Annotated in this window: 22 protein-coding genes; 12 read left to right on the top strand and 10 right to left on the bottom strand. The window is 58.5% G+C overall.

Features of this window, described 5'->3' with window-relative positions:
- Nucleotides 1-41: 41 nt before the first annotated feature.
- Nucleotides 42-788, bottom strand: coding sequence for a ParA family protein (locus Q672_RS18820; protein WP_022983951.1), 747 nt, complete (start codon nucleotides 786-788; stop codon nucleotides 42-44).
- A 253-nt stretch (nucleotides 789-1041) separates the two neighbouring features.
- Between Q672_RS18820 and Q672_RS18815 the strand changes: the two genes are divergently transcribed.
- On the top strand, nucleotides 1042-2073 hold the full coding sequence (locus Q672_RS18815) for a DUF4062 domain-containing protein (RefSeq protein WP_022983950.1): 1032 nt from the start codon (nucleotides 1042-1044) through the stop codon (nucleotides 2071-2073).
- A gap of 149 nt (nucleotides 2074-2222) precedes the next feature.
- On the opposite strand, the gene Q672_RS18810 is transcribed toward Q672_RS18815, so the two are convergent.
- Nucleotides 2223-3938 (bottom strand): proline--tRNA ligase, encoded by a 1716-nt coding sequence (locus tag Q672_RS18810; protein WP_022983949.1) that lies wholly within the window; start codon nucleotides 3936-3938, stop codon nucleotides 2223-2225.
- Nucleotides 3939-4080: 142 nt separating this feature from the next.
- On the opposite strand from Q672_RS18810, the gene Q672_RS18805 reads away from it, so the two are divergent.
- Entirely contained in the window at nucleotides 4081-4488 is a 408-nt protein-coding gene (locus Q672_RS18805; RefSeq protein ID WP_022983948.1) for a PaaI family thioesterase, read from the top strand.
- Between the two features lie 55 nt (nucleotides 4489-4543).
- On the opposite strand, the gene Q672_RS18800 is transcribed toward Q672_RS18805, so the two are convergent.
- The 8 genes from Q672_RS18800 to Q672_RS18765 all read right to left on the bottom strand — a co-directional run bounded on the left by Q672_RS18800 (nucleotide 4544) and on the right by Q672_RS18765 (nucleotide 14618).
- Nucleotides 4544-7990, bottom strand: coding sequence for a translocation/assembly module TamB domain-containing protein (locus Q672_RS18800; RefSeq protein WP_022983947.1), 3447 nt, complete (start codon nucleotides 7988-7990; stop codon nucleotides 4544-4546).
- The gene (locus Q672_RS18795) at nucleotides 7987-9729 is read right to left on the bottom strand and encodes an autotransporter assembly complex protein TamA (RefSeq protein WP_022983946.1); all 1743 of its coding nucleotides are present in this window, start codon (nucleotides 9727-9729) and stop codon (nucleotides 7987-7989) included. Before Q672_RS18795 ends, Q672_RS18800 begins: the two co-directional genes overlap by 4 nt.
- Before the next feature lie 94 nt (nucleotides 9730-9823).
- Nucleotides 9824-10402, bottom strand: coding sequence for a response regulator transcription factor (locus tag Q672_RS18790; protein ID WP_022983945.1), 579 nt, complete (start codon nucleotides 10400-10402; stop codon nucleotides 9824-9826).
- The gene (locus tag Q672_RS18785; protein ID WP_031225821.1) at nucleotides 10399-11598 is read right to left on the bottom strand and encodes a HAMP domain-containing histidine kinase; all 1200 of its coding nucleotides are present in this window, start codon (nucleotides 11596-11598) and stop codon (nucleotides 10399-10401) included. Before Q672_RS18785 ends, Q672_RS18790 begins: the two co-directional genes overlap by 4 nt.
- A gap of 148 nt (nucleotides 11599-11746) precedes the next feature.
- Nucleotides 11747-12364, bottom strand: coding sequence for a class I SAM-dependent methyltransferase (locus Q672_RS18780; RefSeq protein ID WP_022983943.1), 618 nt, complete (start codon nucleotides 12362-12364; stop codon nucleotides 11747-11749).
- Complete coding sequence (locus Q672_RS18775; RefSeq protein WP_022983942.1) at nucleotides 12364-13584, bottom strand: hypothetical protein; 1221 nt, start codon at nucleotides 13582-13584, stop codon at nucleotides 12364-12366. The genes Q672_RS18780 and Q672_RS18775 overlap by 1 nt, the downstream gene beginning before the upstream one ends.
- Before the next feature lie 174 nt (nucleotides 13585-13758).
- Nucleotides 13759-14058: a PA4642 family protein gene (locus Q672_RS18770; RefSeq protein ID WP_022983941.1), complete on the bottom strand. Its 300-nt coding sequence runs from the start codon at nucleotides 14056-14058 to the stop codon at nucleotides 13759-13761.
- A gap of 185 nt (nucleotides 14059-14243) precedes the next feature.
- A complete protein-coding gene (locus tag Q672_RS18765) occupies nucleotides 14244-14618 on the bottom strand; it encodes an HU family DNA-binding protein (RefSeq protein ID WP_022983940.1) in 375 nt (124 codons plus the stop codon).
- Between the two features lie 401 nt (nucleotides 14619-15019).
- On the opposite strand from Q672_RS18765, the gene aspS reads away from it, so the two are divergent.
- The 10 genes from aspS (at nucleotide 15020) to tolB (ending at nucleotide 23781) form a co-directional block, all read left to right on the top strand.
- Nucleotides 15020-16783: an aspartate--tRNA ligase gene (aspS, locus tag Q672_RS18760; RefSeq protein WP_022983939.1), complete on the top strand. Its 1764-nt coding sequence runs from the start codon at nucleotides 15020-15022 to the stop codon at nucleotides 16781-16783.
- Between the two features lie 79 nt (nucleotides 16784-16862).
- On the top strand, nucleotides 16863-17603 hold the full coding sequence (locus Q672_RS18755) for a YebC/PmpR family DNA-binding transcriptional regulator (RefSeq protein ID WP_022983938.1): 741 nt from the start codon (nucleotides 16863-16865) through the stop codon (nucleotides 17601-17603).
- Nucleotides 17604-17822: 219 nt separating this feature from the next.
- Nucleotides 17823-18341: a crossover junction endodeoxyribonuclease RuvC gene (gene ruvC / locus Q672_RS18750; RefSeq protein ID WP_022983937.1), complete on the top strand. Its 519-nt coding sequence runs from the start codon at nucleotides 17823-17825 to the stop codon at nucleotides 18339-18341.
- 43 nt (nucleotides 18342-18384) lie between these two features.
- The gene (gene ruvA, locus Q672_RS18745; protein ID WP_022983936.1) at nucleotides 18385-18984 is read left to right on the top strand and encodes a Holliday junction branch migration protein RuvA; all 600 of its coding nucleotides are present in this window, start codon (nucleotides 18385-18387) and stop codon (nucleotides 18982-18984) included.
- 145 nt (nucleotides 18985-19129) lie between these two features.
- Nucleotides 19130-20158: a Holliday junction branch migration DNA helicase RuvB gene (gene ruvB / locus Q672_RS18740; protein ID WP_022983935.1), complete on the top strand. Its 1029-nt coding sequence runs from the start codon at nucleotides 19130-19132 to the stop codon at nucleotides 20156-20158.
- Nucleotides 20151-20594: a tol-pal system-associated acyl-CoA thioesterase gene (ybgC, locus tag Q672_RS18735; RefSeq protein ID WP_022983934.1), complete on the top strand. Its 444-nt coding sequence runs from the start codon at nucleotides 20151-20153 to the stop codon at nucleotides 20592-20594. The genes ruvB and ybgC overlap by 8 nt, the downstream gene beginning before the upstream one ends.
- Nucleotides 20587-21273, top strand: coding sequence for a protein TolQ (gene tolQ / locus Q672_RS18730; protein WP_022983933.1), 687 nt, complete (start codon nucleotides 20587-20589; stop codon nucleotides 21271-21273). Before ybgC ends, tolQ begins: the two co-directional genes overlap by 8 nt.
- 3 nt (nucleotides 21274-21276) lie before the next feature.
- Nucleotides 21277-21720: a protein TolR gene (tolR, locus tag Q672_RS18725; RefSeq protein ID WP_022983932.1), complete on the top strand. Its 444-nt coding sequence runs from the start codon at nucleotides 21277-21279 to the stop codon at nucleotides 21718-21720.
- Nucleotides 21713-22483, top strand: coding sequence for a cell envelope integrity protein TolA (tolA, locus tag Q672_RS18720; protein ID WP_022983931.1), 771 nt, complete (start codon nucleotides 21713-21715; stop codon nucleotides 22481-22483). Before tolR ends, tolA begins: the two co-directional genes overlap by 8 nt.
- Nucleotides 22484-22488: 5 nt before the next feature.
- The gene (gene tolB, locus Q672_RS18715) at nucleotides 22489-23781 is read left to right on the top strand and encodes a Tol-Pal system beta propeller repeat protein TolB (RefSeq protein ID WP_031225820.1); all 1293 of its coding nucleotides are present in this window, start codon (nucleotides 22489-22491) and stop codon (nucleotides 23779-23781) included.
- Nucleotides 23782-23837 lie beyond the last annotated feature (56 nt).

Genomic DNA, 23837 nt, shown 5'->3' with positions numbered 1-23837 from the left:
GCGCGTCGCTGTTAACTATTCACTGTTAACTGTTCACTGCCTCAAAGTTTGAGCTTCCCCGCAATCTCAAACCACATGGCCCTGAATGCCTGGGCGCTGGGAGTGTAGGGGGCGAATTCGCCTACCGGGGCGCGGTGGTCACCCATTTGTTCGACGTGGGTGGAGTAGGGGATCCAGGTCTTGAGGCCGCCTTTCATGACTTTCGGGCGTTTGACCAGCATCTCTACGTGCAGGTCGCGGTGGCGGTCGACCATGTTGAAGAAGGGCACCACGGTTAGGTGCTTGTAGTTCTTGCTGTCGATCCAGTCGAGTACCTGCTGGAAGGCCCGCACTGACAGGTGGGTCGGGATTACCGGGACGAACAGGTAGTCCACCGCCGCAAAGATGCTTTCGGCTACCGGGCTGAGTGTCGGCGGGCAATCAAGGATCACCAGCTCGTAGCTTTCGCCCAGTGGGGCGATCAGCTGTTTGAGCCGGGTCTTGGCGCCACCGTTTTCGGTGAGCTTGATATCCGCATTGCGCATGGACAGGTCGGCGGGGATGGCATCCAGGTTGGCCCAGCGGGTCTCCCGCTTGAGCCGCCCGATAGGCTGCTTGCCCTTGATCAGGTTACCGGCCTTGTAGCCATCGCCATCATCGACTCCCAAATAGAAGCTTGCCGCGCCTTGCGGGTCCAGATCCCAAAGCAGGGTGCGGTGTTTCCAGCGCGCGGCATGCCAGGCCACATTCACGGCCGAGGCGGTTTTCCCCACACCCCCTTTCAGGTTGTAAAAGGCGATGGTTTGCATGGCGTTCCATTCCTGTCCAGAGAAAGGTCAATTATAGCCTTGCCAGCGGCGAATGCTGGGCTAATGCGCCTGCCGCTACCCTTATGGCTGGGCTCAGGCTAGCATGAACTGGCACACAGGCCCATGTTGGCTCAGTGCAGGTCCGCCGTATTGGGCCGGAAACTTGTGATCCGGGGGCGGTGGCGCTTTAATAGCCCACCAGCAAGCCCAATGAAGGGCGCCAGCCACAGACATCAGGACGCAGGAATACAGGGTGAGTGCCTCAAAACGCTACCAGGTCTTTATCAGTGCTACCTACCCCGATATGCAGGCGGCCAGGCAGGCATTGATGTTGCCCATGATTGAGCACGGCATGATTCCGACCGGGCTCGATAGTGCGGCGGCCGATGGCAACACCTTGCTGCCGGTGATCCAGAAACTGATCGAGACCAGCGATTACTTCATTCTGGTGGTGGGCGGTCGTTATGGACACTTGTCACCCATGGGCCTCAGCGAGATTCATCGCGAATACATTTTTGCGGCCACAAAGCGTAAACCGGTAGTCGCCTTTATCCACGACAACCCGGACTTGCTTGATGCGGACCAGCGTGAAGCAACCCGCGATGGTCAGGTGCGCCGTGATGACTTTGTCCGTCTGCTGGAAGAAAAGGTCCCCAGTTTCCGCTGGACCACCGAAGCCGGGTTGGCCGAGCTGGCTCACAAAGTGATTCCCAACCTGATGCGGGAGCATCGTACACCCGGCTGGGTGCGAGCGGATCAGCCCGGACTTGGCGGCGGGGCAGAAGCCGAGTCGCTGAAAGCGCGGATCAGTGAGCTGGAGAAAGAACGGGAAGAGTCTCTGGCTCAATCTCGCCCGGCGCTCAAGACACTGGCCCGGGGCGGCGACCAGGTGGCGCTGGACTACTCTTGTAATGTGTACGAAGGTGGTGATTGCAAACTGGCCATGGTCACCACCCGGATCAGCTGGGATCAGGCGTTTTCCTGTGTGGCACCCCTGATGCTGAACCCTGCCTCTGAGCCTGTCATGCAGAAGGCACTCGAAGATTTCATCGTGCGCAAGGCGCTTGCCGATGTGCAGACGGATTTCCCCCGCGCCCATGCTGTGCGCAACGTGGTGCTCGCCGCCCACTCCTTTAATCAACTCAAGATCCACCTGCGCGCCCTGGGGCTCATCAGCAAAGCCCAGGAAACCGATAACCGAGGCCTGCCTCTATGGCAATTGACGGCCCATGGCGACAATACGATGAGTCAGGTGATGGCGGTCAAGCGCAGCGTCAAACTGTAGTTAACAGTTAACAGTTAATAGTGAACAGCGCGCCTGACGCTTCTATCCTTCAAACGCAAGAGGCCGCGTCCAGCAGTTGGACGCGGCCTCTTGCGTTGCAAACAGCACGGGCATAGCCCGTGCGCTGTTCACTATTCATTGTTAACTGTTCACTTCCCCAGCTTCGCCTTCACGAACGCAACCACCTCATCCGCTGCCACATCGGTATTCTCCGCATCCCCACGGCCCTTGTATTCCAGTACGCCATTGTCCATGCCGCGTTCAGCGATAACGATGCGGTGGGGGATGCCGAGCAGTTCAGTGTCGGCCAGCTTGACGCCCAGACGCTCTTTTTCGCGGTCGTCAAACAGGACTTCAATCCCGGCGGCGCTGAGTTCGCGATACAGCTGCTCGGCCAGTTCACGTTCGCGGGGGCTCTTCTTGATGTTCACTGGCACCAGGGCAACCTGGAACGGGGCGATGGCCTCCGGCCAGATAATGCCGCGGTCGTCGTGGTTCTGCTCGATGGCCGCTGCCACTACCCGGGTGACCCCGATGCCATAGCAGCCCATGGGCATGATCACCGACTTGCCGTTTTCGTCGAGCACTTTGGCGCCCAGCGCTTCCGAGTACTTGGTGCCGAGCTGGAAGATGTGGCCCACTTCGATCCCGCGCTTGATGGTCAGTGATCCTTTGCCATCCGGGCTGGGATCCCCTTCGACCACCTTGCGCAGATCGGCCACTTCCGGCAGCGCCACGTCGCGCTCCCAGTTGATGTTGAAGAAATGTTGGCCGTCTTCGTTGGCGCCGGCGCCGAAGTCACTCATTACCGCGACGCTACGGTCAGCAATTGCCTTGAGGGGCAGGTTGACGGGACCGAGTGAGCCTGGGCCGGCACCGATGGCCTTGCGGATGTCGTCTTCGCTGGCGAATTCCAGCGGCGAGGCAACAGCATCCAGCTTTTCTGCCTTGATATCGTTCAGTTCGTGATCGCCACGCACCAGCAGCGCCACCAGGGTACCTTCTTCGGCGCCCTTGACGACCAGAGTCTTGATGGTCTTCTCGATGGCCAGATCAAACTGCTGTACCAGGTCGTCAATGGTCTTGGCGTTGGGGGTATCGACCTTTTCCATGGCCGCGCCGGGGGCGGCCCGCTCGGTGGCGGGGGCCAGGGCTTCGGCCAGTTCCACGTTGGCGGCGAAATCGGAGCTGTCGGAGAACGCAATGTCGTCCTCGCCGGACTCTGCCAACACATGGAATTCATGGCTGGCGGCGCCCCCGATGGCGCCGGTGTCGGCTTCTACAGGACGGTAATCCAGACCCAGACGGTCAAAAATGGCGCAGTAGGCCCGGTGCATGGTCTGGTAGGTCTCAGCCAGGGAATCCATATCGGTGTGGAAGGAGTAGGCGTCTTTCATGATGAATTCCCGCGAGCGCATGATGCCGAAGCGGGGACGAATCTCATCGCGGAACTTGGTCTGGATCTGATAGAAGTTGGCCGGCAACTGCTTGTAGCTGTGAATCTCGTTGCGGACCATGTCGGTAATCACTTCCTCATGGGTGGGGCCCAGGCAGAAAGGATTGTCGTGCCGGTCGGTGATGCGCAGCAGCTCGGGGCCATAGGCCGGCGCCCGCCCGGACTCTTCCCACAGGTCCATGGGCTGCACCACGGGCATCAACACTTCCTGGGCACCCGCCTTGTCCATTTCCTCGCGGACGATCTGTTCCACCTTGCGCAGTACCCGCAGCCCGCTGGGCAGCCAGGTGTAAAGGCCTGAGGCCAGCTTGCGCACCAGACCGGCACGCAGCATCAGCTGATGGCTGATGACGACGGCATCAGAGGGAGTTTCCTTGACGGTGGCGAGCAGGTATTGGGAGGTGCGCATAGGATGTCTTTGTTCTGTGGTTTCAAGAGGGCACCATTCTATGAAAGAAGGGCTGCCGTCACCAGATGTGTGTCGCAATCGGAGCTGGGTTTGCCGGACGGGTTTGACTACGCTTGGGGTTTTGCTCAATGGGAGAGTTCGAATGTTGAATGCGGAACAGGTGCAGGCGGTGATTTACGAAGGGTTGCCTGCGGCCTCGGAAGAAGGGCTGGTGGTGGAGTCCATTGGTGATCGGCGGGCGCGGGTGCGCAGCCCGTTTCGACCTTCTGCCCTGCGCCCCGGTGGCACGCTTTCCGGTCCTACCATGATGGGGCTGGCGGATGCGGCCATGTATGCTGCGGTGCTCGGTGCGTTGGGACGGGTGGAGATGGCGGTGACCCAGAATCTCAATATCAATTTCCTGTCTCGCCCGGCCCAGAAAGACCTGATAGCGGAGGCAGTGATCCTGCGATTGGGGCGCCGTTCGGCGGTGCTGGAAGTGCAGCTGTTCAGCGAAGGTGGCGATGATATGGTGGCTCACGTTACCGGGACCTACGCGCTGCCACAGTGAGTGACAAGCGATCGTGCCTCAGTCTGGGGAAATCAGGGGCAAGCGGGTAGGCTGCCTAGCGCAGTTCCTTCTCCCAAATAATATCCAGGCTGTTTGCCTCCGTACTGGAACGGGCTTCCAGGTGCAGGCTACGGGTCAGGGTATAGCGCAGCATGACCGTGGACACTGCATCAAAGAGGCCTATGGCATAGGTCAGATAGAGCCGGTCTGAGAGCTGTTTTCCCAGCATCAGGGAGGCATCGTCGGTTTCCCAGTCGCTGCCAACACTGATGTCATCCACGCCGATCTTGTCGCCAATCTTTTCTGTGACGCCGCTGCCTTTTTCCAGTCCGTAAAGCGCAAGGGCTTGAGCGATGCGGTTGGCGTCGCTGTTGGAGCCACTTTCCAGTGGCCGGCCGGTGAGCAGGTAGGACATTACCTGGCTTTGTTCCATGCCGGGGTCGGAGAACAGGCTGGCTTCTGGTTCTTGCAAGGTGCCGCCCAATTGCACCCCGACGGTGATCGCCTCGCTCGGTACCTTGCGGATTGCGCGGATATCCAGCCCGGGGTTATCCGGTGCACCCTGGAAAATCAGCCGGCCATCACTGATCGCCAGATTCTGGCCGTAGGCCCGGTAGCGGCCTTCACGAACGACAAGCTCTCCGTTCAGCTGAGGAGGGCGTTGAGGTTTCTGCTCAATCGCCAGCGTGCCTCCCAGGGTGGCATCCAGACCGAATCCCTTGAAGTACACCTGGTCGCCCAATGTCACGGTGACATTCAGAGAGAGGGGCAGGCTGCCGTTGTCTTCGCCTTGCTGATGTACCAGCACCTGGTCACGGCTCACGGTGATGGCATTCTCTGGCAGTTCCACCGGGCGGATGTCCGCCTCCGGGATGATCAGGCTGCCGGTCAGTGCCAGTGCTTCAAGGTTGCCCTGTAACTGTAGATCGGGACTGAGAAGAACGCGGGCATCGGGTCGGTTGGCCACCAGCAGGTTCTGGCCGCTAACCGTGAGGGACAGCGACAGGGGCCAGGGGTGCGGTTGGATACTGCCAGACAAGGTGGCCTTGCCGTCGCCCATGATGGCCTGACCATTGACAGCGATGTCTCCGTCAGGGGAGCCCGATAGCACTAGTGTGACATCACTGATGGCGGTGCCCAGCGCAGGCACCAGCGCCTGACCGTTCAGGAGTTGTATCTGGCCATCTATGTGCGGGGCGCGCAGGCTCCCGGCGAGCTCAACATCGGCCCGCAGAGTGCCTTCGATATCGCGCAGGTCGGCGGTGAACAATTCGATAATGCCCAGCGAGTGGAGCATCAGATTTACGTTGCCTTGCACAGGGGAGTCAGCTTGCAGGCCGTGGCGCAAGGTCGCTCTGGCCTCGCCCAGGCTCGATGCCAGTTGCAGTTGACTGTCGAGTTGCCGGTTTTTTAGCTGGCTGTGTACTGACAGGGTATGGATGTCCAGGGGAGGAGGCGCATCCTGCGCATTCACACTGATGCTTGCCCCCTGTGTTTGCGCGTGCAGCTCACCTTGGGGGTTATCGATGCTGCCCTCGATGGCGACCGTTGCCTCGAGACGGCCTTCCAAAGTGAAGTCCGGACCGGTCAGGGGGGACAGCAGGGACAGGGGGAGCGATTGGACAGAGCCTTGTACCTGTATGTGGTTATCCGCCTGATAGGTACCTTGCACACACAGGGCGCTGTCGTCCTGGCGAAGGCAGAACGGCGCCAGTGACTGGTTCTCGGCTGACAGGGTCAGGGCGCTGGTCTGCTGTTGCTGCCATTGGCCCAGTGCTTCGTGGACGATCCGGCTTTGTGTGACGTCACCTTGCCAGCGCAGGGTGGTGTCCAGTGCACCGTTGAGATGGGTTTCAAGGGTAAGGCTCTGTTGCGTGGCGCTGACGGTCAGTTGGTGCTGTTGCCGAGTGCCGGCCAGGGTCAGGTCTAGCGTTTCCAGTCGCTGTTGGTGATCTTGCTGGATCTGATTGGCATTGAGGGTCAGCTGCTGGGGTTGTGAGCCGAGTCCCAGATCCTGAAAGCGGGCGGTGAGGGTGCCCAGGGACCATTGTTGCCAGCCGGTTTGTTGGCCATTTAGCTGTCCACTGGCTCGTGGGCTGTTCAGTTCACCGCGCAGGGCGATCTGCCCAGACAGGTCACCGTCCAGGTCCGGGTGTATCTGGTTGAGGCGCTGCAGCTTCAGTGTGCTGTCGATCTGCCAATCTGGCAGAAGGTTGCCTTTAAGGTGGGCTTGGTTATCGCCAAAGCGGGCTGCGGCCGTCAGGGCCAGCCGTTGTCGTTGGCTGTAGAGTTCCGCCTGCACAGAGAGCGGTTGCCGTCGCAGTTGCCCGTTGACCTTGAGATGGCTGGGGGACAGCACCCACTCATTGTTGTCGTAACGGCCCTTGCTGTTGCCATTAATAGTAAGTTGTCCGGGTAGCTCGGGGGACAGAATTTCCGGATTCAGGTTGCCCTGTAGGTTCACGTCCCAGCGCAGGGGGCCATAAAGCAGTTGACCATTGGCCTGAAGAGTCTGCTTGCCTTGCGTGAGGGTCAGGTTTTCCAGTGACAGACCGTCATCAATCCGTGAGCCGGTCATGTTGATGGCCACGGCCAGCTTGTCCCGGATTAGCCCGGTTTTTGCGTCGAGCTGCAGGGTGTCGAGAAGACCTCGGGTGTAGAGGGTTCCCTCGGAGAGTGTTAGTACAGGTGTTTGGTTCAGCGGCAGCGGTTGGGCCGGCCATTGGTGCAATAGTGCCAGCCGTGGTTGGTCTTGCTGCCATTCGATGGTGCCTTCACTTTTCACGGTGACGGGATGTTGCAATTGATGGTTGATCTGCAGTGTGTCGATAGGACCTTTTACTTGCAGTTGGCCGCTGGCCTGCTGGGCTGTCAGGGTCTCAGAAGGCGGGAGTGGCAGTGTCCAGTCGACGTTGGCGTCAACAGTGATTGGGCCGGTCAAGGAACCCTGGCCAGACACAGTGAGACGGGTATCGGCGACGGTGGTGGTGTTCAGGTGTGCGATCTGAAACCGCCGCCAGGCTACCAGTCGACGGCCATGTACATCGCCAACAATTCGGGTGTTGTTGAGCCGTATTTCCTTGGCATCCAGGGTTTCAATACGCACACCAAACGGCAGGGATAGGCTGTCTGGCAACGTTATTGACGGGGCTGTATCAGAAGGTTCGCTCGCCTCTGTGCTGATCAGTAACGACCCAAGTCTCAGATACTCCAGATCCAGCCAGCCCTGTGTGAGACTGCGTGGAATCAGGGCCACACGCCCCTGGTCCAGCTGAATATTCAGCGTGCCGTTGCGGTAATGAAGCCCTTCTAGAGCTACCGAGTCGAGCAGATTTCCTTCCCAGTGCTCCAGGGTGAGTTCGCCTGGAATCCACTGCCTGGCTTGCTCAAACAGCCATTGGTTTCCTGTACTGGTGCCCAGCAACAGCCAGAGTATTGTGGCCAGCACCAATAGCAATAACAGCAGTGACCGGAGCAGGAACTGCAGGCTTCGTGCTATCACAAGTCAGGCCCCATGCTCAGATGTATCCGCCAATCACGGTGTTCATCAATGGCTCGGGCAATATCCAGCCGGATGGGGCCAAGCGGAGAGCGCCAGCGAACCCCCAGGCCGGCACTGTGGCGGGGTTCGAACTCATTGATCGTATTAAAGGCGTTGCCGGCATCGGTAAAGGCGGCAAGATGCCAGCGTTCGGTAATGGGGTGATCTACTTCCAGTGAACCTGTGGCGAGATGGCGACCACCAATCACGTCGCCACTTTCGTCCTCGGGCCCCAGCGATTCGTAAGCGAAGCCTCGCACGCTGGAATCGCCACCGGCAAAGAAACGGATGGAGGCGGGCAACTCGGTGACGTCGGTAACTTCGGTGTACCCCAGCTCACCGCGGATCAGTACTCTGCCTCCGGCAAAGGGGAATAGCAGTTTTCCGCTGGGCGCGAATTGCATGAAGGATGCCGTGGAGGACAGCCCCTCGTGGGCAAAGCGGATTTTGCCATTGAGGCGCCAGCCAAAGGTGGGATAGATCGGGTCATTGGCTTTAATCCGGCTAAGCTGGTAGCCCGGAATCAGCAGTTCGGCCTGGTCCACTTCATCCGCGACTTGCCAGGTTTCGCGCAGGTACTCCAGAGAGACTGTGCTGACCCACTTGTTGTCCAGTTCGCGGATATAGTCTGCGCCCGTGCTCCAGCGTTCGTTGGCGTTGCTGTCGGTATCTTCGTTGACATAACTGGTATGTAGATCAAGGCGCTCACGCAGAGGGTCGCTGAGTGGGATCTGATAGCTGGCCCCGGCCCCCTGCTGGACTTCTGAAAGTTCAGTTTCAGCACGGAAACGGTGGCCGAACCGGTTCACTCGACGGTTTTCTATCCCAAGCCGGACTCTTGGTCCCGTGTCGGTGCTGAATCCCAGGCCGGTCAGCAATGACCAGCGGTTATTGTCGGTGACATTGATGCTGATTGGGATACGATGCGTTTCCTGGTCGGGTTGGCCTTTCTCGATCCGTGCAGCACTGAAGTATCCGGCACCCAGTAAGCCTTGCTGGGTTTGCAGGACTTGTTTGCTATCGTACGGGCTGCCTTCCTGGAAACGCACATAGGCACGGACCAGGTCGTCGTTCAGGCTACTGCCGGTCAAGGTCACTTCACCAAAGCGATAGCGGGGGCCACTGTGCACCTCAAGTTCAATGTAGGCATGGCGCGATTGGGTGTCGACCTTCAAGATGTTTCGGGTGAGGCGTCCTTCCAGATAGCCACGGTTGATGAGGTTCTGCTGCAACGCTTTTTTTAGCCTGGTGTACTGCTCATGTTCAAGTCGTTCATCCAAGCGTAACCGGCTCTGTTCGATCAGTTGCTGGAAGGCGGGGTCTGCAGCAGCTTCTCCACTGATGCGAATGTCTGCCCGCTTGAGAATGACAGGCGGACCTGTCTGAACATCAAGGGTGGCGTGTGTGCAGCTGTCACTCTGCACATCGGCGCTCAAGGCAAGGGTGCTATCGTAGTAACCCATGGCTTGTAGCGCTTCGGTGGCGTTGCCAAGGACCTGACGGCGAATCAATCCGTACTGGGCGGGAGGAGGCTGGCAGGGATAGCGGGACAGGTCGATCAGGGCGCGAATGTTATCGATCACGGGCTTGTCGGCATTGCCGGTAATATGCAAAACCGGCTCTCCCCGGGCTGCCAATACGGCCAGCGGGAGGCATAGCAACACCATGGCTGTCCAGCCTGGCACCAGCGCACGCTTCAATCGAATATCCCTGTCAGTCATTGGCAGACAGTGTAAGCGAAGCGGGCTGGGACGAGAACGGTTTGTCTGCGATCTGTTTGCGGTCTAGCGCGCCTTACTCTTCTGGTTCGGCGTCTCTCTGCTGACCTTTCTCCCGTTGGTATTCGCTGGCGCTGGGGCGTTTTTTAAGGCGTCGCTGGAGGGTGCGGCGATGAATACCCAGTGCGTCGGCGGCACGGGAAATATTGCCGTCGTGGGCCTCCAGGGTACGCTGAATATGCTCCCACTCGAGGCGCTGCAGTGACGGGGGCGTTTGCGGCAGTGCGGGTGACAGGCTGGCAGGGTCGGCGGCGAGGGCGTCGAGGATATCCGCGGGGGTTGCCGGTTTGGTCAGGTAATTGTGTGCGCCTCGATGGGTGGCTGCCACAGCGGCGGCGATGCTGCCATAGCCGGTGAGTAACAAGACGCGGCATTGTGGGAAACGTTCGAGGATTGGGGAGATCAGATCCAGGCCATTGTCTGGACCCAGATTCTGATCCAGGACAGCGGCATCAAGCCGGGCCAGCTGTTGAAGCTGCACGAGTGTGGTGCCTGCGTCATGGGTGACGGTGACATGCACGCCGTGTCGACTGAGTGCCTGGCGGGTCTGTTCGGCGAGCAACTCGTCATCTTCTACCAGCAGCAAGTGAGTCATTCTCTGTTCTCCTGGCGGGCGCGGGGCCAACGAATGCGCGCCTGTGTCCATTGTGCGCCAAACTCCAGGTCCAGGCTGGCCCCCATCTGCTCCAGTGTGGTAGTCACCAGGATCATTCCCATGCCCAGCCCTTCGCGTTCCGAGTCCTGATGGGCTGGGCCATCATCGCTGATCTGTAGACCGTGAGACTGCTCGTCGCCAAAGCTGCTGATAATCCAGCGGCTGGCGCCGGCATCCATGGCGTTATAGCCCAGATTGCTGAGCACCCGAAACCAGCCCTCGGCGTTTGCCAGAAGCGGATCTTCCTGCAGATCCATTTCCAGTGTCAGGGTGGGGGCAAGATGGCGTAGATGCTGTCGCAGGTGTTCCAGCAGAGCACTCAATGGCTGGTTGGCAAGGGTGTGTTCGCCACTGCCGCGCTTGAGTCTGCTGGCCACTTGGCGGGCCAGTTGCTCCATTTGCTGAACCTCCTGGTGGAGACTGTCTGGAAGTGCCGGGGAATGACGCAGGTTGTCGGCCAGCATGACCAGGGTTCCAAGCGGTGTGTTCAGTTCATGGGCTTGATCTGCCAGTGTTGCGGCAATCTGGTACATGTGTTCCCGTCGGCCTGCCAGATCGAGCGCTTGTTCCTGTTGACGCTGTTGGTCCTGCATCAACCGTTGAATCACTTGTCCCAGCAGGGTCAGCATCACCAGCATGGCAATAAAAATAGCTGCCATGCCGACACCATGAAGCCCGCTGAGTTGATGGCTCAAGGCATGCAATGGGGTATCGCTGGCGGGCATGTGATACCAGTTCATGGTGACCAGATAGCCAGCCAGAGCCAGTGATGCCACGGTCAGGGCTCCGCGAAGAGGTAAAGTCAGGGACGCGAGCAGTGCAGGGACCAGCAGGTAAAACGCGAGAGGGTTACCTGCCCCGCCGAAATTCTGTATTAGCCCGGCGAATAACAGGGTGTCCAGGGCCAGTTCCAGGGTAAGAAGAGCGCCATGATGGCGGGGCAGCAGCCGCCAGGTGCAAAGGGTTACCAGACTCGGCAGCAGCAAGGCGGCCAACCAACCCAATTCGGGAATGTGATAGCCACTATGCCCCAGACTTTGTAGCAAAATCAGGGCAAGGGTAATGGCCAGCACCAGCAGGCTGCGCAGCCAGATCAGGCGCAGTCGCCAGTTCAGCAATGGGGGACGGTTTGTCATGGCGCTATTGTAGAGGTAAATACCCGCAAAGGGATGTGGCAGTTTGCCTCGCTGGATGGGTGCCTGCGTCAAGGGGGACGAGGACCTTCTGCTGGTAAAAGGAAGATATTCAACCAGGCTGTACTGCTTTCACTGGCAGGTAGGGGCCTCAGGGCTTGAGCATTGCGCCTTCCAGCAACTGGGCGGCAAAGGGCGGCAGTTTAGGGTGCTGATGATGCGTTGCCTGATGCAACCGAAAGCCGGCTTGTCGCAGCGTTGCCGAGGTATCCCGGGTAAGCTGGCAGCCACAGGCAAGATGCTTCCACGCGGGGTTCATGGCCCCTTGCAGGCGTTGGACCCAGCGCTTTTCGTTGCGGACGTGTTCCAGAGTCAGCAGGGTGCCGCCCGGTTTGAGTACCCGGAAGGCTTCGCGGGCGGCAGTATCCGGGTCCGGTATTGTGCAGAACACCAGGCAGGCGATGACGCTGTCAAAGCTGTTGTCGTCGTAGGGCAGTTGCTCTGCGCCAGCGACCCGAAGGTGAAAGCGTTCAGGTTGATTGCACTGGCGCGCGGTATCAGCCGCCAGTTCCAGCAGGGCCTCGGCGGGTTCAATGCCGTGTATTTCGCTTGCGAGATCGGAGTAGAGCGGGAAATTGGCGCCGGTGCCGACGCCCAGTTCCAGCACCTTGCCACGGGCCTGGCGAATCAGGTGCTGGCGGTTCCGGTACAGTGGACGGGTGGCCCAGTCCAGCAGTACCGGGAAGACCTTGTCTTCATAAACGGACATTAATTACGTTCCGGAAGCACATAGTTTTCCGGGTTATTGAGCATATCCATTGTCAGCGGTTCACTGAGTACGCTGGTCAGGTTTCGGTCCGTTTTCTTGCTGAACTTGCGGCGCAGTTTTTCGAACTTGCGGAAGCTGCGGAAGTTCAGCGCATACAGGCGAACTTCCTGCAAACGCTTGTAAGAGTACATCACATCCAGAGCATCCATGGAGAACTCAGGGCGGATTTTCATGGCTTTTTCGAGATAGCTGATCGCTTCATTAAGGTCACGTTTGCGGTTCATGTAGATCAGCGCGTTGGCGTACTCATAATTGACGATCGGGATATCCGGAGCCAGTCGAAGGGCGTCGGAAAAAGACTCTTCAACGGTGGTGGTTCGGGCGCCATAGGTCATGCGACCGGTGAACTTGCCTACCCTGCGCATGATGCCAGCATCCACCCCGGCCCGGAATGCATGAGCCAGAGGCTGTTCAGGCATGATCTCGACAATTTCTTCAGCGCTATTCTTGATTTTGCCAATGTAGCGGCGGGCCACCACGATCGGAACCGGGGACTCTTCGGCGATCCGTGCAATGGCATAGGCGTAACCCAGCTTGACCGAGGCAACAATGGGAGCGACCTCAGGGTCATTTTCTGCTTCGGCCATCACGTCAAAATAGATTTCCGCTCGGTTAGCGACGTCTTGCAGCATCATATACTTGATGCTTTGCCGGTCGGTCAGATAGATGGCGTACATGAGCTGTGAGAACAGCGCTGGGATTTCGCCCATCGGGCCGAGTTTCAGCCCTTCTTCCCGGGCCTTCTGAAAATCACCGGCAAAGAACAGACGCCATACTTGCAGACTGCGGGTTTCCAGAACCTGGTAGTCCCCGTTCCAGTCTACAATCCCATCTTTCATGAAGGGGTATTTCTCGAAGTTCTTCTTCATGTAGGCGGCAGACGGATAGGGCACTTTCAGGCCCCGCATCAGGTGCGTCCACTTCTCGCGAATCTGCTCGTCTGTGTAGGTAAAGAAGCTCTTTTTGTAGGGGACTTCGTTCCATTTTTCGAGAAAGATGCGTTCGTCCACCGGGATTTCCTGCATTTGCAGTTCTTCCGGTGTCACTTCATCCATTTCATCGTCGGAATCGTCGTCACGGGCGGCATGGGCTTGCAGACTGATAGCACAAAGCACAATCAGGCACAGGCTGCGCCAGAAGGGTTGGGAAGTAGCTGCCATGAGTAGTACGGCTCTTGTTGTTGTTGTTTATTGGGCGAAAGGTATATCGCTGGGCCCCTATTACCTAACAATGCCATGGGGCGGGGCGGTGAACAAGTTCTACCCGGTATGTATTCCAGTTGGGTTTTGTATCTGGGGGGGGGCCACCCGGGGGGCCGGGTGGCGGATGCTAAATCAGGCTGTGCCGCCCGCCTTGCGGAGAACGTCGGCATAGTCTTCACAGCGGGGGTGTTGGGAAATGACAGTCAAGAGGGTGCGGTTTTCCGGATCCCGGCTGTTGATATCACGGCCTTGTGCCTGGAAGAAAGCAATGAAACGCTCGAAATCTTCAACCCGCAGGGCCCGGTAGGCCTTTTCCAGTACGTGAAAATCAGGGTTTACCCCCTCTTCAGCAGGAAAATCGAGAAATACCTTGATCTGTTCATCGGTCATCGGCTCGCCGATGATCTTCTTCTTGTCTTTACGTTCTGCCATTGCAGGCTCCTTGGAATCCGCTCACGGGAAAGGCTGATGAAGGGCGGAGGCGCATGAGCGCAACGTCGGCACCCTGTCCGGTTGGGGGCGCATTATAGAGGGTGGAGATTGCCTTGGGCCAGTGCAGCCGCAGAGCGAGGGGAGCGAAGGGAAGATGCCGCCGGGCAGAGCCCGGCGGCGGGCCATCAGGAGGCCATGTCTTTCAGTTTCTTCAGCGGACGGATCTTGACCATGGTACGGGCCGGCTTGGCCGCGAAGGTGGTCTCTTCGCCAGTGAAGGGGTTGATGCCCTTGCGAGCCTTGGTAGCGGGCTTCTTCTGGGTCACGATTTTCATCAGGCCCGGCAGGGTGAACTGGCCGGCGCCACGCTTTTTGATGTGTCCTTCGATGATCACGCCCAGCTCATCAAACACGGCATTGACGTCTTTCTTGGTCAGGCCGGTGGTGTCGGCGATCTGGTTAACGATCTGGGTTTTGTTCATCGGTTCGGTGACAGTCTTTACTTTGCGCGCAGCAGTGGTGCTGGCGGCTTTGGCAGCGGTTTTCTTCTTTGCAGCCATGGATAGCTTACCCCTTTTTGGTGTCTTCCTGAGTTGTGATGATGCCTTCTGGTTGGGCACCGGTGATGCTTCCCTGATCAGGTTCGCCCCTGGACTGCGTGCTGGAAGCGGTGCGGTGAGCAGCACACGACTTTGCCAACTCAGAGGGTCACTGATGTGGTTCGCATCTTTTATAAGTCAGGAAAATCCAGTTCACAAGCGCTGAAACCACTATTTTTCGCGGGTTTCAGCAAAATTTTACGGCTTGAGAGGCGGTTTGGTGTGCATTGCGCCGGCGGCATGGCTCGCAGCGGGTGGAATCGCTATACTGTGGCGCCTTTTTTCTATGACCCGGTGCCGGGGCTGCAGACAGGTTGTCTGGCTGCGGGTCGTACACTCAGAAATACGAACGGACAGAGAGCATGCGTAGCCATTATTGCGGTGATTTAAGAGCGTCCCACGACGGAGAAACTGTTGAGCTGTGCGGTTGGGTACACCGCCGTCGTGACCATGGCGGGGTGATCTTCCTCGACCTGCGTGACCGTGATGGCCTGGTGCAGGTGGTGTTCGACCCGGACACCGTGGACGCCTTCGCACTGGCCGACAAGGTACGCAGCGAATACGTGGTGAAAGTGACTGGCCGGGTGCGTATGCGTGATGAAGCCGTGCGTAACAGCAAGATGGCCACCGGGGATATCGAGGTGCTGGGCAAGGCCCTGACGATCCTTAACGAAGCGGCCACCCCGCCGTTCGAGCTGGATGAGCACGGTGGTGCCGGTGAGGAAGTGCGGCTCAAGTATCGCTACATGGACCTGCGTCGCCCCGAGCAGCTGCGTAACTTCCAGTTCCGCTCGCGCCTGACTCACGCGGTCCGCGCTTTCCTGGAAGGCCAGGGCTTCATGGATGTGGAAACCCCGATCCTGACCCGTGCGACCCCGGAAGGGGCCCGTGATTATCTGGTGCCCAGCCGGACCCATGCCGGCAGCTTCTTTGCGCTGCCGCAATCGCCCCAGCTGTTCAAGCAGTTGCTGATGGTGGCCGGTTTCGATCGTTACTACCAGATTGCCAAGTGTTTCCGGGATGAAGACCTGCGTGCTGACCGTCAGCCGGAATTCACCCAGATCGACCTGGAAGCCTCTTTTGTTGAAGAAGAGGACATCATGGGGATCACCGAAACCATGGTGCGCAGCCTGTTCAAGGAGTTGCTGCAGGTCGAGCTGCCGGACTTCCCGCGCATGCCGTTCTCTGAAGCGATGCGCCGCTTTGGCTCCGACAAGCCAGACCTGCGTATTCCGCTGGAGCTGATCGACATTGCCGATTTGCTGGCCGGTGTGGATTTCAAAGTGTTCTCCGGTCCGGCCAACGACCCCAAAGGGCGTGTGGCAGCCATGAAAGTCCCGGGCGGTTGCAGCCTGTCCCGCAAGGATATCGACGGCTACACCAAGTACGTCAGCATCTACGGCGCCAAGGGGCTCGCCTACATCAAGGTCAATGATCTTGCCGCTGGCGCGGAAGGCCTGCAGTCCCCGATCCTCAAGTTCCTCACCGATGAGGCCATTCAGGGCATTCTCGAGCGCACCGGCGCCGAGACGGGCGACCTGATCTTCTTCGGGGCAGACAAGGCGAAGATCGTGAATGAGGCGCTGGGCGCCCTGCGGGTCAAGGTAGGTCACGACCTGAATCTGGTGGAAGGCGAGTGGGCCCCGCTGTGGGTGGTGGACTTCCCCATGTTTGAAGAGGAAGACGGCCAGTTCCATGCCCTGCATCATCCGTTCACCATGCCCAGCTGCAGCCCGGAAGAGCTGAAGAGCAATCCGGAAGGCGCCTTGTCCCGTGCCTACGACATGGTCCTCAACGGCACCGAGCTGGGGGGGGGGTCCATCCGTATCCACAACCCGGCCATGCAGCGTGCGGTGTTTGAAGCATTGGGCATCTCTGATGAAGAAGCGGATGAAAAATTCGGCTTCCTGCTGGATGGCCTGAAGTATGGTGCGCCGCCCCATGGCGGTCTGGCGTTCGGTCTGGATCGCATGGTCATGTTGATGACCGGTTGCGATTCCATCCGTGATGTTATTGCTTTCCCGAAAACCCAGACCGCAGCCTGCATGATGACCAATGCCCCGTCCCCGGTGGACAACAAGCAACTGCGGGAAGTGGGCGTACAGGTACGTAAAGAAGAAGACTGAAGTTACGCTGACACGTTCTACGCGGCACGCTGACACGCCCGTGCTGCGTGTTGGGTGACGGCGCGCAAGCGGAGGAAATATGGCAGGACACAGTAAATGGGCCAATATCAAACACCGCAAAGCGGCTCAGGACGCCAAGCGCGGCAAGATTTTTACCAAGCTGATTCGTGAGCTGACCGTCGCCGCCAAGATGGGTGGCGGTGAGCCGGCGGACAACCCGCGGCTGCGGGCCGCCATGGACAAGGCGCTGGGTGCCAACATGACCCGTGACACCATCGACCGTGCCATCAAGCGTGGCGCCGGTGGTGACGACGGCGGCAACATGGACGAAATCACCTATGAAGGCTACGGCAAGGGTGGTGTTGCGGTGTTGGTAGAAACCATGACCGATAACGTGAACCGCACCGTGGCGGAAGTCCGTCATGCCTTCACCAAGTTCGCCGGCAATCTGGGCACCAGTGGTTCTGTGGCTTTCCTGTTCACCAAGCGCGGTGAGATCTACTTCGAGCCGGACAGTGTCGACGAAGAAAGACTCATGGAGGTGGCGCTCGAAGCCGGAGCCGAGGACGTGGAAGAGATCGACGGCGGCGGTTTCCTGGTCATTACCTCGCCGGACAAACAGTTCGGTGAAGTGGTGGATGCCTTGCGTGCGGCAGAGCTGGAGTTTGCCGACGCTGAAGTGACCATGCATGCGTCCACCGAAACCGAAATGGATACGGACACCGCGGAAACGGTCCAGAAGATGATCGACATGCTGGAAGACCTGGACGATGTCCAGAACGTCTACACCAACGCCAGTTGGCCGGCACAAGAAGAATAGCTGCGAGCGATGAGCTTCCAGGAAAAGCAAAACCCCGGATTTATCCGGGGTTTTGTTTTTTGGGGGGAGTAGGGTGGGCTCCCTATGGCTTTGTTGTAGAAGCTTGCCTGGAAGCGACGTGGGCTGGCGTGCTGCGTGAAGCGCCTCTCTGGCTAACTGGACATTTGGACAGTCTTTCGGTACAACTGACGCAGATTTTCTATTTGTGGTCAGACAGTTATGGCATTGATTCTCGGTATCGACCCCGGTTCGCGCCACACCGGCTATGGGCTGGTGGAGCATGTGGGTAATCGGTCCCGGGCGGTGGCGTTTGGCACTATCTCGACTTCCCATAAGGAAATGCCTCCCAGGCTGGGAGAAATCTTTGCCGGCATTGACCAGGTGGTAAAAGAATATGGCCCTGCGGAAGTGAGTATCGAGAAGGTCTTCATGGCCCGCAATGCGGATTCGGCGCTCAAGCTGGGCCAGGCGCGGGGTGCGGCCATTGCGGCAGTGATGCAGGCGTCAATTCCGGTATTTGAATATTCGGCCCGCCAGGTCAAGCAGGCAGTGGTGGGCAAAGGGAGTGCGGAAAAGATTCAGGTCGGGGAGATGGTGCGTCATTTGCTGGGGTTGGATAAACGCCCCCAGGAAGATGCCGCCGATGCATTGGCGATTGCACTGTGTCATGCCCACATGCGTGTCTCGCTGGCGAGAATGGCGGGCGCCACGGCGGTGCGCAACCGCCGTATCCGGTAATTCACTGCACCAACATCAACAACACGGTCATTAAGGATTCAGCATGATTGGACAATTGCGTGGCACCCTGCTGGAAAAGCGCCCTCCGCAGCTGCTGCTGGACGTGAACGGGGTCGGTTATGAAATCGAAGCCCCCATGACCGTGTTTTATGACCTGCCAGAGGTGGGGCAACCGCTGACGCTGCATACCCACTTCGTGGTGCGGGAAGATGCCCAGTTGCTGTATGGCTTTTCCAGCCGTTATGAACGGGAGCTGTTCCGGGCATTGATCAAGGTGAACGGGGTGGGGCCGAAAATGGGGCTGGCGATCCTCTCCGGTATCGAAGCGGACCGGTTGGCTCAGTGTATTCATGATCAGGACAGCACCACGTTGGTGAAGGTGCCCGGTATCGGCAAGAAAACCGCGGAGCGGCTGGTCATCGAAATGAGCGACCGGCTGGACAAGATTGACGGTGCGCCGGCCAATCTGCCCGGCAGAGTCGCCATTAACGCCCCGGATGATGCCCGCAGTGATGCCGTTGCTGCGCTGGAAGCCTTGGGCTATCGCAACAAGGATGCCGCGGCGGCGGTGGGCAAGGTGGCAGAAGAGGGCGCCAGCAGCGAACAACTGATTCGCCTTGCGCTGAAAAGCCTGGCGCGTTGAGGTTCCTTTTTACCAAACGACCGGCAATCCCTCCTTGCACAATTGTGATGATACCAATAGCCGCCGGGTGGCCTGCTGCGTTACGCTAGCTGTTTAAGGGCCTTGCCCACACAACTCATCTGGTTGAGGCGGATCCACCGCGAGCATGGATAACGAACGACTGATTACTGCCGGCAGTGTCGGCAGTCAGGAAGACCAGCAGGATCGGGCGATTCGCCCGGCCAGCCTTGCGGACTACCATGGCCAGGCCAAGGTTCGTGAGCGGATGGAAATCTTCATCGATGCGGCTCGCGGCCGCCAGGAAGCGCTGGATCACACCCTTATCTTCGGTCCGCCCGGTCTGGGCAAGACCACTCTTGCCCATATTATTGCCCGGGAAATGGGCTGCGAGCTCAAATCCACCTCCGGTCCGGTGCTTGAGAAAGCCGGTGATCTGGCGGCCATTCTGACCAATCTGGAGGAAGGCGACGTCCTGTTCGTCGACGAAATTCATCGCCTTTCCCCGGTCGTCGAAGAGATCCTCTATCCGGCGATGGAAGACTACCAGCTGGATATCATGATTGGTGAAGGCCCGGCTGCCCGCTCCATCAAGCTGGATTTGCCTCCTTTTACCCTGGTTGGGGCGACCACCCGTGCCGGGTTGCTGACGGCGCCGCTCCGCGATCGCTTCGGGATTGTTCAGCGACTGGAATTCTATGGTGTGGAGGATCTGGCAGGGATTGTGCAAAGAGCCTGCGAGATTCTGGCGATTCCTATTGATGCGGCGGGGGCACTGGAAGTGGCACGGCGTTCCCGTGGCACGCCGCGGATTGCCAACCGTCTGCTGCGCCGGGTGCGAGACTATGCCCAGGTGAAAGGTGATGGCTGCATTACCGAGGTGATGGCCCAGCGGGCGCTGGATATGCTGGAAGTCGACAGCTGCGGGCTTGATGGTACCGATCGTCGCCTGCTCGACATGATCATGCACAAATTTGATGGCGGCCCGGTCGGCCTGGAATCACTGGCTGCCGCCCTGAATGAGGATGCCGGAACCCTGGAAGAAGTGGTGGAGCCCTATCTGATTCAGCAGGGTTTTATCCAGCGAACCTCCCGGGGCCGCGCTGTTACCAGTCATGCCTGGCGGCATTTCGGCCTGGCGGCCCCCCGTCGCGACGGGGATTTGTTTAATGATTGAAAAAATACAGGAAAACGGGGAATTTACCCTGCCGGTGCGCGTCTACATCGAGGACACTGACGCCGGCGGTATCGTCTATTACGTGAATTATCTGAAGTTCATGGAGCGGGCGCGGACGGAATATTTGCGCACGCTGGGCTATCAACACTATGCCCTCGCCGACGAGAATTTCCAGTTTGTGGTGCATTCGGCCAACGTGCAGTACCGCAAGCCGGCTCGAATCGACGATGCCCTGGAGGTCAGCGCCCGACTGAAAAAGCTGGGCAAGGCGACCCTGTTGTTTGAACAGCAGGTGAGCCGGAATAACGAATTGCTCTGCCAGGCCGATATCAAGGTGGCCTGTGTGGCGGCGGATTCAATGAAGCCGACCGGTATTCCGGCGGCGCTGTATAACAAGTTCAACGCGGCCAACGAAGGAGAAGGGATCAATGGTTGAGGCATCCAGTATGTCCGTGGTCAGTCTGATCAGTAACGCCACGATCGTGGTGCAGCTGGTGATGGCGCTCCTGATTCTGGCGTCGCTGACTTCCTGGTACATGATTGTCGGACGGTACCGGGTGCTGGGGCGTGCTCATAAGGCGGGCCGTGCGTTTGAAGAAAAGTTCTGGTCCAGTGACGATCTCGCATCCCTGTATACCCAGAGCCGCAAAGATCCCAATCCTGACTCCGGTACCGAGGCCATTTTCCGCGCCGGGTTCCAGGAGTTTGTGCGTCTGTCCAAATCCACCAAAGGGGCGGGTGCGGTCATGGATGGCAGCCAGCGCGCCATGCGGGTGGCCTTGCAGCGCGAGCATACCCGTCTTACCAAGCATTTGCCCTTCCTCGCGACAGTGGGGTCAACCAGCCCCTATGTCGGTCTGTTCGGGACCGTGTGGGGCATCATGAATTCCTTTATGGCCCTGGCCAATGTGAAACAGGCGACGCTGAGTGTGGTGGCGCCGGGCATTGCGGAAGCCTTGATTGCGACCGCCATTGGTCTGTTTGCCGCGATTCCTGCTGTCATGGCCTATAACCGCTTTTCCGCCCAGAGCGATGCCTTGCTTACCGAGAACGAGATGTTTGCGGAAGAGTTCTCCTCGGTACTGCACCGCCAGGCTCACGGACGCGAGGCCTAAGCCATGAGTGGCGTAAAGGTTCGGGTGCCGCGCAAGTTGGTGGCCGAAATGAATGTGGTGCCCTACATCGATGTTATGTTGGTGTTGCTGGTGATTTTCATGGCGACGGCGCCAATGATGACCCAGGGCATCAACGTTGACCTGCCAGACAGCAACAGTGAGCCGCTGGATACCACCAAGAATGAGCCTGTGATTATTTCGGTCACTGCAGACGGCAGCTACTACATTGATGTGGGGAGCGATGGCGAAAGCCAGAAATCCGCTACTCTGGAAACGGTAAAGGGCCATGTGCTGCGGATTCACAAGCACAAGCCCTCTACGCTGTTTCTGGTGGAAGGTGACAGCAATGTGCCCTATGCCCGGGTGGTGTCGTTGATGGGCGCCCTGCAGGAGGCGGGGATCACACAGCTTGGCCTGGTCACAGAGCCGCAGGGGCGCAATGAGTGATCGTAAGGTTGCGCTTGCCTTTACCCTGTTCATTCACCTTGTGGTGTTTGGGCTGCTGGTGTTTAGCTGGAGCACGGATCCGACTCTGCACAAGGCGCCGGTGGTCCCCCCCCATGTGAAAGCGACCATGGTGGAGACGTCGAAGCAGAAGACGCCTCCAGTGGCGAAGCCTACGCCGGAAAAAAAACCGGCCCCCAAGCCAGAGCCGAAACCCAAAGCGGAGCCCAAGCCCAAGCCTGAGCCCAAGCCGAAACCCAAACCGGCTCCAAAACCGGCTCCAAAACCGGCGCCAGCCCCGAAACAGGATAAGGTGCCGGAGAAAAAACCGGCGCCTAAACCGGAGGCGCCGAAAATAGATGAACCCAGCATTGAAGAAATGTTGGCGGACGAAGAACTTGCGATGGAAAAAGAGGTCGAAGCCGGCGCTGATGAGAACAAGGAGCAGGCCAGCAATGCCGATCAGTCGGATGTTGAGGTGGCCAGCTACACGGATGCGATCTCTGCCCATGTCGGGCAGCGGTGGCGAATACCGGGCAACTACCGTAACCGTGATGACATTACCACACGGGTGCGTATACAAATGATCCCCGGTGGTGAGGTGATTAACGTGTCTGTGGTGGAGAGCAGCGGTTACCCGGACTTTGACGAGTCGGTGATGAACGCAGTGAAGCTGTCCAGCCCCTTGCCGGTCCCGGATGGGCCCATGTTCAACAAGCAGTTTCGATCGCTGGTAATGGAATTTGATCCGAAGGTGGCGCAATGAAGTTGATGAAGCATCGCAGTACTCAGGCTTTTATGGTCATACTGGTTATGCTGTGGGCAAGTGCGGCCTCTGCTGAGCTGTTGATTCGTGTGACCGAGGGCCGGGTGGATGCCGTACCGATTGCGGTGGTGCCCTTTGCCGGTGCGCAGGGCGCGCCAGAAGATGTGTCGCAGATTGTCCAGGCAGACCTGCACCGCAGTGGTCAGTTCAAGCCGCTGCCCGCGGAAGACATGCTCAGCCGGCCCAGCAATGAGAGCGAGATGATCTATCGGGATTTTCGCGTGTTGGGTATGGAGTACGTCGTTGCTGGTAGCATGAAGGCGCTGGAAAGTGGCGGCTACGAAGTCAAATATGCCCTGTTTGATGTGTCCCGCCAGGTAAAACTGCTGGAAGAGTCGTATCGTCCTCCTGCCTCACAGCTTCGTGATGTTGCCCATGCCATCAGTGATCGTATCTATGAACAGCTAACAGGTATTCCCGGGGCGTTCTCAACCAAGATTCTTTACGTCACCTATAACCGGAATGACGGCAAGAACCCCTATCAGCTCCAGTATGCAGATGCTGACGGACATCGTGTCACCACGATTCTGCGCAGCAAGGAGCCGATCATGAGTCCTACCTGGTCGCCGGACGGTCGAAAGGTGGCCTACGTGTCCTTTGAAAATCAGGGGTTGCCCTCAATTTACGTTCACGAGCTTGCCACCACGCAGCGTGAAAAGGTGTCCAGCTTCAAGGGCATTAATGGTGCGCCTGACTGGTCACCGGATGGCCAGAAGCTCGCGTTGACCCTGTCCCGTGACGGAAACCCGGAAATTTACATGCTCGATCTCAATACCAAGGCGCTGACACGTCTGACCCAGCATTACGGCATTGATACAGAGCCGCGTTGGCTGCCTGACGGCAAGAGTCTGGTCTTTACCTCCAGCCGTTCGGGGGGCCCGCAGATCTACAAACTGAACATAAATGATAAGTCGGTCCGGCGTGTTTCGTTCCAGGGTGCCTATAATGCGCGCTCTGACGTGACCCCGGATGGGCGTTATCTTGTTTATGTGCACCGACGAAATGGAAGTTTCAATGTCGGTGTGCAGGACCTCCAGCGGGGAACGTTCAACATCGTTACCCGCACAGACATGGATGAGTCTCCCAGTGTTGCACCCAATGGAAGTATGGTAATTTACGGGACGCAAGATGGGGGAACCGGGGTTCTGCAAGCCGTATCCATCGATGGCAGGGTAAAAGTTGAGCTGCCCTCGAAGGAAGGGGAAGTCAGAGAGCCGGCATGGTCGCCGTTCCTCTGATAGAAGCTCGCCAGATGTTCAAGGAGTCATCTGGTGTTCTTCTTGTTCTCGGAGTC

The organism is Alcanivorax sp. P2S70, from assembly GCF_000475295.1.
Classification (GTDB): Bacteria; Pseudomonadota; Gammaproteobacteria; order Pseudomonadales; family Alcanivoracaceae; genus Alcanivorax; species Alcanivorax profundi.
Note: the sequence above shows the minus strand (reverse complement) of the source record. Positions and strands in the feature narration are given on the sequence as shown.